Source organism: Hydrogenoanaerobacterium sp., assembly GCF_032017025.1.
Classification (GTDB): Bacteria; Bacillota; Clostridia; order Oscillospirales; family Ruminococcaceae; genus Hydrogenoanaerobacterium.
The window spans coordinates 56,141-67,777 of sequence record NZ_DALZQO010000008.1 but is presented as its reverse complement, the minus strand read 5'-3'; the positions used below and the strand labels follow the sequence as shown (position 1 = coordinate 67,777).

At 47.2% G+C, this 11,637-nt stretch carries 11 protein-coding genes; 4 read left to right on the top strand and 7 right to left on the bottom strand.

Features of this window, described 5'->3' with window-relative positions; genetic code table 11:
* Window positions 1–355 precede the first annotated feature (355 nt).
* Together RTV33_RS06770 and RTV33_RS06765 are read left to right on the top strand one after the other, a co-directional pair.
* Window positions 356–1,069 carry an ABC transporter ATP-binding protein gene (locus RTV33_RS06770; protein ID WP_312642796.1) on the top strand — a complete coding sequence of 238 codons (714 nt, stop codon included), beginning with the start codon at window positions 356–358 and terminating at the stop codon, window positions 1,067–1,069.
* Window positions 1,066–2,637 (top strand): putative ABC exporter domain-containing protein, encoded by a 1,572-nt coding sequence (locus RTV33_RS06765; protein ID WP_312642795.1) that lies wholly within the window; start codon window positions 1,066–1,068, stop codon window positions 2,635–2,637. The genes RTV33_RS06770 and RTV33_RS06765 overlap by 4 nt, the downstream gene beginning before the upstream one ends.
* A gap of 165 nt (window positions 2,638–2,802) precedes the next feature.
* Here RTV33_RS06765 and RTV33_RS06760 read toward each other — a convergent pair whose 3' ends face one another.
* The 7 genes from RTV33_RS06760 to RTV33_RS06730 all read right to left on the bottom strand — a co-directional run bounded on the left by RTV33_RS06760 (window position 2,803) and on the right by RTV33_RS06730 (window position 8,970).
* A complete protein-coding gene (locus RTV33_RS06760) occupies window positions 2,803–3,108 on the bottom strand; it encodes a hypothetical protein (RefSeq protein WP_312642794.1) in 306 nt (101 codons plus the stop codon).
* A gap of 240 nt (window positions 3,109–3,348) precedes the next feature.
* Window positions 3,349–3,696 (bottom strand): hypothetical protein, encoded by a 348-nt coding sequence (locus tag RTV33_RS06755; RefSeq protein ID WP_312642792.1) that lies wholly within the window; start codon window positions 3,694–3,696, stop codon window positions 3,349–3,351.
* Between the two features lie 19 nt (window positions 3,697–3,715).
* Complete coding sequence (locus tag RTV33_RS06750; RefSeq protein WP_312642790.1) at window positions 3,716–4,930, bottom strand: cation:proton antiporter; 1,215 nt, start codon at window positions 4,928–4,930, stop codon at window positions 3,716–3,718.
* Window positions 4,931–5,417: 487 nt separating this feature from the next.
* Window positions 5,418–5,909, bottom strand: coding sequence for an ureidoglycolate lyase (locus RTV33_RS06745; RefSeq protein ID WP_312642788.1), 492 nt, complete (start codon window positions 5,907–5,909; stop codon window positions 5,418–5,420).
* A 46-nt stretch (window positions 5,910–5,955) separates the two neighbouring features.
* A complete protein-coding gene (locus RTV33_RS06740) occupies window positions 5,956–6,294 on the bottom strand; it encodes a cupin domain-containing protein (protein WP_312642786.1) in 339 nt (112 codons plus the stop codon).
* A 146-nt stretch (window positions 6,295–6,440) separates the two neighbouring features.
* On the bottom strand, window positions 6,441–8,003 hold the full coding sequence (lsrK, locus tag RTV33_RS06735; protein WP_312642784.1) for an autoinducer-2 kinase: 1,563 nt from the start codon (window positions 8,001–8,003) through the stop codon (window positions 6,441–6,443).
* A 61-nt stretch (window positions 8,004–8,064) separates the two neighbouring features.
* Entirely contained in the window at window positions 8,065–8,970 is a 906-nt protein-coding gene (locus RTV33_RS06730; RefSeq protein ID WP_312642782.1) for a sugar-binding transcriptional regulator, read from the bottom strand.
* Window positions 8,971–9,389: 419 nt separating this feature from the next.
* On the opposite strand from RTV33_RS06730, the gene RTV33_RS06725 reads away from it, so the two are divergent.
* Together RTV33_RS06725 and RTV33_RS06720 are read left to right on the top strand one after the other, a co-directional pair.
* Window positions 9,390–10,919, top strand: coding sequence for a sugar ABC transporter ATP-binding protein (locus tag RTV33_RS06725; protein WP_312642780.1), 1,530 nt, complete (start codon window positions 9,390–9,392; stop codon window positions 10,917–10,919).
* Window positions 10,916–11,637 (top strand): ABC transporter permease subunit (locus RTV33_RS06720; RefSeq protein ID WP_312642778.1); only part of this gene is annotated, 722 nt, incomplete at its 3' end. The genes RTV33_RS06725 and RTV33_RS06720, both read left to right, overlap by 4 nt.

Below are 11,637 nucleotides of genomic sequence, written 5' to 3'. Positions count from 1 at the left end.
TGGCAGTATTGCCTCTGTTTTTGCTTGGGTTTTCTGTTTTATAAAATCAACAGAAATGAAGCTGGTTTGCCCCTTTGGCTATGCCGATTTTAGGGGCGGATTGCCATAACCGGTACAACTTGCCGCGGTCTGCATTCTTTATTCATAGGACTTAGCATAAATTAGTAAAAATTTTGATTATTTGTAAATCTTTCTTTCAAATGTATCATTTCTGTTGCAGATGCGTTAAAATAATAAGTATACGGTTTTGGCTTTGAAAAGCCGTTTGCACGGCAGTTGCCAATGCCTGCTGCTTTTCCGATTGATTCGCAGAAAAGCTATAAGTACCAATTTAGCCACAGAAACGAGGAATACGATGTTTGAAGTAAACCATGTAACAAAGCGTTATGGTAGGGTCGTTGCCAATAACGACATCCATTTTCGTGTAAACGACAGCGAAATAGCAGTACTGATGGGCCCGAACGGTGCGGGCAAATCTACTATCATCAAATGTATTGCAGGGTTGCTGCGGTTTGACGGTGAAATTACCGTTTGCGGGCACCCGAACAAATCGCTTGAGGCTAAAAAGCTGCTCGGATATATCCCCGAAATGCCCGCCGTCTACGACATGCTAACAGTAGAAGAACACCTTGAGTTTATAGCGCGTGCCTACCGGCTAACAGGGTGGCAGCCGCTTGCGGCTCAGCTGCTGGAGCGCTTTGAACTGGAGGATAAAAAAGATAAGCTGGGGAAAGAGCTTTCGAAAGGCATGCAGCAAAAGGTGAGCATCTGCTGCGCTGTTTTACATAAACCGCGCGTACTCATCTTCGATGAACCGATGGTGGGGCTTGACCCGCATGCCATTAAGCAGCTCAAGCTACTGTTCACCGAGCTCAAAAACGAGGGCGCGTCTGTGCTCATCAGCACACATATGATTGACAGCGTAGAGGATTACTGGGATGTTGCACATATTATGATGAATGGCTCATTTGCTGCCACCAAACGCAACCGCTCAAGCAACGAAAATGAGAAATCGCTGGAAGACCTGTTCTTTGAAATCACCGAGCGGAAGGATGGGGCAGCACAATGAAAAGTCTCTTCTACCTGCTGCGCACCACGCTGAAAAACAACCTGAAAGAGTTGATACGGCGCCCCGCAAAGCTTATATTGACACTGTTTGTAGTGCTGATGCTGGGCTTTATGGTGGTGAGCGCTATGTTCACCATACCTATGCCGGGTAAAAGCTATCGCTCTATCGCAGAGCTTACGGTAATGATGTTGGGGCTGTATGCGTTTATGTTTGCAATGGGTGTTCTTCAGGGGCTTGGCTCGGGTGCAAGCTTTTTCTCTATGGCAGATGTTCATATGCTCTTCCCCGCGCCTATTCCGTCGCACCGGGTTTTGCTTTACGGCCTTGTTAAGCAGATGAGCACTTCGCTGTATGTGGGCTTTTTTCTGCTGTTCCAGTACTCGTGGCTGCATCAGAGCTATGGCATTTCGTTCGGCGCATTGCTTATCATTCTGCTGGGCTATTGCCTGTGCGTATTTTGCTCACAGCTTACCGCCATGGCGATTTATACGTTCACCAGCCAAAATGAGCGTGTGCGAACCGCCGTACGCATCGGCTTTTACACCATACTTGGTGTGTTTTCTCTGTACATCCTGCTGCCGGCTTTTACCAACAAGGGCGATGTACTGGGTTCTATTGTGAGCGCTGCCAACACCCCCATTGCAGCGTTATTTCCTGTTGCAGGCTGGCTGAAGGCTGCAGTGGCAGGTTTTCTCTCTGCCAACTGGGCTGCGGCAGTACTAGGGCTTTTGGCAACTGTACTGTTCGCCGCTGCCCTGATTGTAGCAATTGCCAAAGCGCGCGGCGATTTTTATGAGGATGTTCTGAAAGCCACCGAGGTTTCTCTCTCTGCAATTACTGCAAAAAAACAGGGCAAATTTGCCGACAGCCTGCCCCAAAACGTTAAGGTTGGCAAAATAGGTATTGGTAAAGGGCAGGGTGCAAGCGTATTCTTTTATAAGCATATGCTGGAAAACCGCCGCTCTCGCTTTTTAATGTTAGACAAAACAAGCCTGCTGTTTATTGCAATGACCATAGGCTTTTCCTATTTTATGCGCGATGAAGGGCTGATACCAGTGCTGTTCTTCAGCGTTTATCTGCAGATATTCAGCGTTGCTACCGGGCGCTGGGTAAACGAGCTGTTGCTGCCCTATGTCTATCTCACTCCGGAACCACCGTTTCTCAAACTCTTACACCTGTGCCGTGAAAGCATCTGCAAAGTTGTGCTGGAGGCAGTGGTGCTGTTTATCCCTGTAGGCTTGCTGCTCAGCCTCTCCCCGCTGGAAATTGCAGCTTGCATTGCTATGCGCATCGGTTTTGGCGTTTTGTTCATTGCAGGGAATATCCTCATTGAACGGGTGTTGGGCTCGCTGACCAGTAAAGTGATTATTATGATGCTCTATTTCCTGATTATGATACTAATTTGTGTGCCGGGGTTGATCATCGGCTTTGCAGTGATGGCGGCATTGGGTGATTCGGGCCCGACGCTGCCCTTGCTCACCACCTTTGTATGGAACACGCTCTGTGCTTCGCTCATTTTATTTCTCTGCCGCGATATTCTCAACTACGCCGAACTAAATAATCGGTAAACAAAATATCAAATTAAACGAAAAGGCATTCACGTTCAAAACGGACGTGAATGCCTTTTTGTTTTGCCAAACCGTTTTTGGGCAGAAGATTAAAACAAAAAAGTTTACCGATTGCCCTTGCTAAATCAGGAAGCAAAATTTTTTCTCAACCTGCCTAAGCCTAGCTTATTGTTTTTTGCGCCTTCGCAAAGATATTTCGTAAACAACCAAAACAATAAGGCTGGCAACAAAAGCTCCAAAAAACAGCATGCCGAGCAGAATATATGCGATATCCAGAAAGCCTTCCAGGTGTGAGGTTTTTGCATAGATAATGGAGCCGACCCCTGCAAAAACAGTAATGAGGGGCAAAATGTATTTGGTAAGCCCGCCTTTTGAAAACCTGCAAATCAAATACTCAATGAGTGCCGACGGTACTGAAAACAGCAGCAGCACCAGAAAAAGCCTTATTGTACCGTTGTCAAAAATATTCATTGAAAAGTGCCTTTCTATCTAATAATGTTTATTATTCCCTAAAACCACCGAAAACATCGCTGATCAATATAAGAAAACAAGAAAATTGCTCGCAGAATCTATTGTTTTTATACCTAGGCTGTGCGCCAATATGCTTCGTCTTAGGTGTTCTCCTGAAGCCACAAAAGAAAATACGGGCAACCCTCGTACAACAGGTTACCCGTATAGTAAAAAAATTAGAATAGCCGAAAAAAGCAGCGCCTACTCGGATGAGAGAGGGTACACAGCCCCTATCGGCACGGAAAACATCATTCCCGTTCCCGGCCTTGCCTCCTCGCCTAGGGTCTGCCGTACCGCTGCAACCGCCTTATCCAAAAGAGCATCGCTCTCCAGCACCGTAAAAATAGTTTTGTTAAACGGCCTGGCACTTGTCAAAAAAGACTTAAACATGTTGGCCATAGATAGGCTTGCTTTGTCGTTGTCCATCATAAAGCCGGCCATACCTTGGCTTTCTAAAATCGTCGCGCCGGTAACCCCGGCCTGCACCAGTCCCGCAAGGATATCATCCAGATAGTCTGTGTCATTCAGAACGATAAATAAAGCATGCATAATATTGCCTCCTCAATTTTTATTTTAAAGCCACCGCTTCTGGGGTATGGTCGGGCTTTCGATCCATTCCGCCAACCTCACCGGCCTTTTGTATGGCTATCTTGGCAAATATGGGGCCGGTAGTCTCATAAACCAGCACGCTAAACATGATAATAGTGGCAATCGCTTCGGCTTGCTCGGGGAACATCTGGCGCACAATAACCGTAAGGCCAATGGATATGCCCCCCTGCGGCAATAGGGCAAGGCCCAGATATTTGCGTATCACATCCGGGGAAGCGGAAATCTTCGCGCCCGCCCATGCGCCTGCCATTTTTCCACCCATACGCGCCAAGATATAGCCCACGCCCAGAAAGCCCACCGAGGCTAGTATACGAAGATCCAGGCTGGCCCCTGCCAGAGTAAAAAACAGAAGGTATAGCGGGGGCGTAAAGTTGTTGAGCGACGAAAAAACCCGGTTGGGGTTGTGCTTAAGGTTTACTACCATCGTACCTACCATGATACAGGCAAGCAGAGCCGACAGCCCCAACCAGTTAGCAATACCTGTGGTAATACCTATAACAGCCAATATAAGCCCCAGCAAAACCTCATTGTCCGGAGCAAACTTGCATGCATAGGTGAGAATCACGCCAAATACACACCCTAAAAGCAAGGAGGCAAAAATTTCAATAAAAGGCTTGGTAACCATAAGGGCCAGCGGCTGATCTGAGCCGCCTGTAACGATTTTTGCAACGGATACCGCCAACCCAAAGGCAATGATACCAAAGACATCATCAAGTGCAACAACAGGCAGTATCGTCTGGGTTAAGGGGCCGCGGGCACGAAACTGACGTATAACCATTAAGGTGGCAGCGGGGGCCGTAGCCGCAGACATGGAGGCGATGATAATGCTGAACACAAAGGACTGCTGAAAGATATAGTATACCACAGTAAACACGACGATTACAGCGCCAATTACCTCTGCCAAGGTAATAATAAAAACGGCTTTGCCCAGCTTTTTCATCTCTTTTACAACGAATTCACTGCCGATGCTAAAGGCGATCACCGCGAGGGCGAGCTCACTTATAATGCCAAGGGAGTCAATGTCCTGCTCAGACACCAGCTGAAGAAAGGAGCCGCCTAAAAAAAGCCCTGCAATTAGGTATCCCGTTACATCCGGGAGCTTAAAGTGGCGGGCAATCTTGCCGCCTATCAGTCCGGCCAGAATCACAAGTCCAAGTTTTAATAGTAAGTTCAATGGTTTCCCTCCGTGAAGATTTTATTTGTGGAATAAGCTTTGACTGCATATAAAAAACGTATTACCAAATTGGCATACGTTATTTTACAATCGGCCCTATATAGACCATATGAAATTGTAGGAACGTGTCCGCAAAATTCGCCGCTCTACAGCTGACAAAGGTAGATATATCTAAATACATGATAGCATGCCGTCATAGAAAAGTCAAAAATACGCCCTTCGTAGAAGAATTGCGTTCGCATGTCGTATTTTCCCTTTAAAAGCTGAAGAGACAGTACCGATGCCCATGTTGCTGCAACTGAAACGATAATAGGCAGCTGAACAGAAGCAAGCCCCCGAGCATTGGTGCCTCTTTTGGCATAGAAAAACACTCCAATCTTTATTCGGTATACTTTACTGAACAAAGACTGAGGTGTTTTTCACGCGGGGTTCTTTTTGCTGGGATAGGATTAGGAGAAAATGAAGAAAATGAAGAAGATGTCAAAAATTATTCGATTATCAAAAAATCCTTCTCATCAAGAAGATATTTTTTGGTATCGTTGAGATAAGTGCGTTCGGGCAGACAGATCAATACAGTGCCGTCATGATGGACAGGGTAGGGTGCACCATGCCAAACACCTGCGCGAAAGATTACCAAAGTGCCTTTGGGAACCAAAAACGCCACAAGTTTGTCAAGCTCAATTACATCACTGGAGGCAGGGCCCACGTAAATGACGATGTCGTCGTCCATCGGCATCATTACTTCACAGGCATGAGAATGATATTCCACATCCTGTACAATCATTGCCCGCTTGCCAATTTTTAAAGACCCAAACGCAATAGGGTCGCTGCTCCCATTCGGACAAAGGACAAGGTCGCGGTGAAAGGTGCAGGGGTAAGCCCCCATACCGTAGCTACCCGAGGAATCGGAGATATTTGCCACATAGCCATAGGGTAAAAAGTTTTCGGCGGTGATAGGGGTTGCTTTGATTGTTTTCATAGAAAAGCCTCCCATGCGGAACAAATCCGCTTATAAAATGAAACGACTATTCAACATCAACCTTATCCACTTCCTGATAAGGAGCAAGGGTGGAAACCATTTTCAGCACCTGATCCGAGGTGTTGCGGACATAGTGAACCTCTTTGGGTTCAATATGAATCATCTGGCCGGGGGTAAGGTTGTAAACCTTGCCGTCAACTGTAATTTCGGCAGTACCCTCAAGAATATAAAAATTCTCCTCCATAATGTTGTGATAATGCGCCTGGAAATCTTTACCCGGTGTAAACTGAACAATTGCAAAGTTCATACGGGGGCCTTTCATCAGGTATTTGGGGCCATTATCACCAAAACGGTATTCATGGTCTTTTTCATCTACAATAAACATAATGATTCTTCCATTCTCCGCTGCGGCACGGATCAGCACTGGGTTGGATTTGCCCACCGCAGATTCAACAATCGGGCAAAACAAGACAGATAATACAATGCGTATCAGATAAAATCTCTGCGTTACAGATGTTAAATCGCTAAAAGTTACAGCCCAGGTGCTACCCACATATAGTTGGTGAGCTTCTGGTCGCTGAGTGAAAGGTTGGCGGCGTATACAGTACGCCATGTATCGTAAAGCTTGCTGTAGGTGGCATGGTTCTCGGCGTTTGGTGTGTACTCTGCATCCCATTTTACAAGCTGTTTTGCGGCCTCAGACATATTGACATAAATGCCCACACCCACACCTGCGGCAATTGCCGCGCCAAGCGCGGTGGCTTCTTTTATTTTAGGCACACGCACCTTAAGCCCCAGAACATCCGCCAGTATCTGGCACCAAACCGGGCTCTTGGAGGCGCCGCCTGCAAATACAATTTCCTCGGGCAGGTTGCCCGTTACATCAGAAACAAGCTCCAAATTGCCCTTAGTCACCATGCAGGCGTTTTCCATAATGGCACGGTAAAAGGTGTAACGATTAAATTTCTGCGGGTCTAGTGCAAAGTTGACAAAAGCGGGTGCCGCATGCCGCCAGGAGATGAAGTTCATCACATCCGAGAAGGTGCACATCATGCCGTAGCTGCCAGCGGGTATTTTCTCCGCTTCTTGATCCATCAGATAATAAGGGTCTTTGCCCGCTTTTTCACCTTCGGCTTTTTCCAACTGACAAAAGCCGTCGCGGTACCAGCGCATAATAAGCCCCGGATAGAACGCCAAAGCTTCGTACTGCCACAGGCCCGGTACGGCATGACAGTTTACCCTAACACGGCACTGGTCATCGGTTTTGGCAACGTTGGTATTAAACTCAAACTGCCAAAAGCTGCCCCCGAATACCGCAGCCTGGTTTGGCTCTACAACACCGACACCAACGCTGCCAAGCTGAGCGTCACCCCCGCCTGTGACAACCGGAGTACCCTCGGCAAGGCCGGTGAGCGCCGCCACCGCTGCGGTAACCTTGCCCACAACCGTACCGCTCTCAAACACAGGCGGAAAAATGTCGGTTTTCAGCCCGCATTTTTTCGAAATTTCGGGTAGCCAGGCGCGCTTTGCGAGGTCAAAAATGCCGGTAGTGCAGCCATTGGAGGGCTCTGCAGTGAGTACCCCGGTGAGCTTTGCAATCAGCCAGTCGTTAAACATGGTGACAGTCGCAGTATTCTCATAAACCTCGGGCAGGTGATTTTTCACCCACAAAATTCTGGGCAGTGCACCCAGTGCGTAGGTCTGCCCGGAGGGAAGATAGATTTCTTTCTCAAGGCTCTCCGAAATTGCTTTCAGCTCACTGACCTCACCCACCGAGCGGGCATCCACATTGGCGCATGCCCAAATTTCTTTACCGTTTTTATCGTAGAGCACAATACCCTCGCGCATGCTGGTGGTTGCAATGCCTGCAATTTTGGTGGGGTCAATGCCACTTTCTTTCATGACATCGCGCACACAGCCGTATGCAAGCTCCCAGTTATGTACCCAGTCAAAATCCATTGAGCCGGGATAACGCGGATCTTCTTTGTGTTCCCACTCCTGCTGAGAGACAAAAAGCTGGTTTCCAAGGGTATCAAACAATACAGCGCGGACGCTGCCGGTTCCGGCATCAATCGCCATTAAGTATTTACTCATAGTTGCAACCTCCTGTTTTATAAGAATGATGAGGGGGTATTTGGTGCTCATTTGGTGTTCATTACAGCGTCAGCAGGCTTTCGGCGGTTTCCTCGTCGGTAATGAGAACATCAAGGCAGCCGCTTTTGAGTGCCGCGTTGATGGCATGCGTTTTTTCTAACCCGCCCGCAACACCCACAACGTTTGGAAAGGTTTTGAGTGCCTCCAGCGGGGTGCTGATCAAACGGTTGTGAATGGGGCAATCGATCGGGTCACCGTTTTTATCAATAAAATGTCCCAAAATATCGCCGACTGCACCTTTCATCTGCATAATAAGCAGATCATTTGCAGTGAGTTTGCCGTCTTTTACGACAGTTGCATGTTCGGTTACACCGCCAATACCCACAACCGTAAGCGAGGCGAGGTTGGCGAGGCGTAGAATTTCGCTCACAGAGCTTTCTTCGCAGATGGCGCTTGCCATTTCGGCGGTGGATGCTATAAAAGGCGCGGGGATGATATACCGTGTAGCAGACGCAACACCGCAATTTGCAGATGAAGTATAGTAGCTGACGCCGCCAGTGAGGGATACGAGCGAAATCTCGGAGTCACTGGCGAGGATGAGGTTATTTAAAGTGCGAGAGGTGGTATCACCAAAGCCGATATTGATAAAGGCTTTGTTCTGTACGTGGTCGCCGATATAAAGTGCGGCGGCACGCGCCACCGTTTCGTTAATGTTTTCCGATACAGACGGTACAATATAAATATCCTTTAGGCCGTAGCGGTCAAGCAGCTGCTTTTCCAGCTCCATGCGGTGTGCAGCATCTGAACGGATTTTAAACTGAATCACCTTTTTGATTCGAGCCTTTTCTAAAAGCTTAATGACCCGCATTCTGGAAATACCAAGCTGCTCGGCAATCGCCTGCTGTGTCATGTTTTCTATGTAGTAGCACCAGGTCGTTTTTATCATGAGGGTTTCTTCATAATCCATAGTGGAAAGCCTCCTGTTTGCTTTTTGATTATTTGCATGAAAGATGGGACATCGAATGAACGAGAAGCCCTTTTCAATATACAAAAGTTTATAAAGTGATAAAATGTTTAACATCTAAGCTGAGTATATCAGTATTGCTCCCGAGTGTCAACTAATTTTATTTTGCAATTAAATGCTTAAAAAAAATTATGATGTATACAAACTTAAAGCTAATTTATTGACATTTTACACAATGAAAACATTAAAAACAGCCTACTTTAAGAATTTTTGCAGGGTAAAAAGTGGTTTTCAAGAAAAATATCACAAGTTTGTAATTTTACGATTATTGACAAAAATAAAAAAATACATTATGATGCAGACATCAGATAAAAATTTCAATGCGTTACAAATGTTTCGTCGGTGTAATCGGAGGATTGAATATGAGTACAACTGCAAACAAATCTTCTCAAGTGCCCATGATCTCCATCCGCGGCGTCTGTAAGTCATTCGCGCTCAACACTGTTTTAAAAGGAATTGACCTTGATGTAAACAGCGGCGACGTAGTGGCGATGATAGGCGGCAACGGTGCAGGTAAGAGTACTTTAATGAAGATTATTATGGGTATTTACCAGCAGGATGCCGGTGATATCTTTATAGCCGGAGAAAAAGCAAACCTCAACACGCCCTCGGCGGCGTTGGCAAAGGGCATTTACCTTGTGCCGCAGGAACCGATGCTGTTCCCGAATATGACCGTTGAGGAAAATATTGTTCTTGGCTTTGACGAAAAGCGCAGCGAGCTGCACACCCGCTTGGTGGAGCTGAACCAGAAGCTTGGCTGGAATTTGAAGCTTGACCGCAAGGCCGACAGCCTTTCGATTGCAGAGCAACAGCTGGTTGAAATTATGAGAGGGCTTTTGAGAAACTCCCAAATTTTAATCCTCGATGAACCAACGTCGGCACTTACTTTTAATGAAATAGAGTCTCTGTTCAAAATCGTGGAGGATCTCAAGAAGAGCGGCATCTGCATTTTCTATATCACCCACCGCCTGACAGAGGTGTTTCAGATTGCGAACCGCGTGGTCATTCTGCGTGACGGTCTCATCACCGTGGACGGCCCTGTGGAAGATTTCACACAGGATGATTTGATTAAAGGCCTGCTGCCGCCCAACGCGCAAGATATTACTGCGCAGGCTTGTGCTATAGGGCCGGGTGTGGATTACACCAAAACAAAGCCGATGCTTGAAGTAAAAGATTTTTGCGGCTACGGCTTTAATCACATCAACCTAAATGTTTACCCCGGTGAAATTTTGGGCATTGCGGGTGTTGTGGGTGCCGGTCGTACCGAGCTTGCAGTAGGTATTTTCGGCATTGACGAGGTTAAAAGCGGCAAGGTGCTGCTGGACGGCGAAGACATTACCGGTAAAAAGACCAGTCGGATCATCGACATGGGGCTTAACTACGTTCCGGAAGATCGTCACCTCAATGCAATTTACGGAATCAGCGGCGTTACCGAAAATGTATCCTCCGGTGTGCTCCGCAAAATGAGCAAGGTGTTTATAAACACAAAGGCAGAGAAAGAGCTGGCGGATCAGTACATAAAAGACTTCCGAATTAAAGTGACCGGACGCGATCAGCTGATCGGCTCGCTTTCAGGTGGCAATCAGCAAAAGGTGGTTATTGCAAAAACACTTGCCACCCAGCCTAAGGTGGTTATTTTGGATGAACCCACTAGGGGAATTGACGCGGGTGCCCGCGGCGATGTATATAAAATTATCAACCAGCTCAAAGAACAAGGTGTTGCGGTAATGCTGATCTCATCGGATATCGAAGAGGTCGTACAGCTTTCCGACCGCGTGATGACGATGTTCCAAGGCTCGATCAATCACACCTTTGAGCGCTGCGACATCACGGTAGATAATCTTATGGCCGCCTCTTTCGGCGTGTATGAGAAGGAGGTAAAAGCGGAATGAAACAAGTAGTTCAAAAACTAACCAAGGCGCGTGAGTTTTCTGCTTTGGCATTTATGGTGGTTCTGTTTGCTGTAGCAGGTATAGTAAACCCCGATTTTCTGTCGCCCGATAACCTGCTGCTGTGCTTTAACGGCAGTGTAATGTACATTCTGCTTGCCATTGGCATTTCGTTTGTCATTGTTACCAGTGATATCGACGTTTCCATCGGCGGAACGCTGGGGCTTACCGCGGCGGTGTCCGCAACCATGATTCGCGACGATGTTTCTCTATGGATCACCATTCCGGCAACATTGCTCATCGGTGCAGTCATCGGTCTCATCAATGGGTTGGGTGTTACAAAGCTACATGTTCCCGCAATTATTATGACGCTTGGTACCAACGGCATTATCCGCGGATCGGTTTATATCTACACCAAGGGCAAATGGGTAGAAAACCTGCCCGACGCCTTTAAGCTTTACTCGCAGAAAAACATTCTCGGCTTTGTCAACGTGTTTCTTCTGGTTACTATTTTAATCACAGTGGGTATTTACCTGTATCTTTCCAAAGCCAAAAAGGGCAAATATTTTGCAGCAATCGGCGATAACATCGGCGGTGCCGCGCTCATTGGTATACCGGTTACCAAAACAAGAATTCTGGCGTTTGTAATCAGCGGCACCTTTGCCGCGCTGGCGGGGCTCGTATTTGTCAGCAAGGTCGGCTTTGTATCCCCCATGGCGGG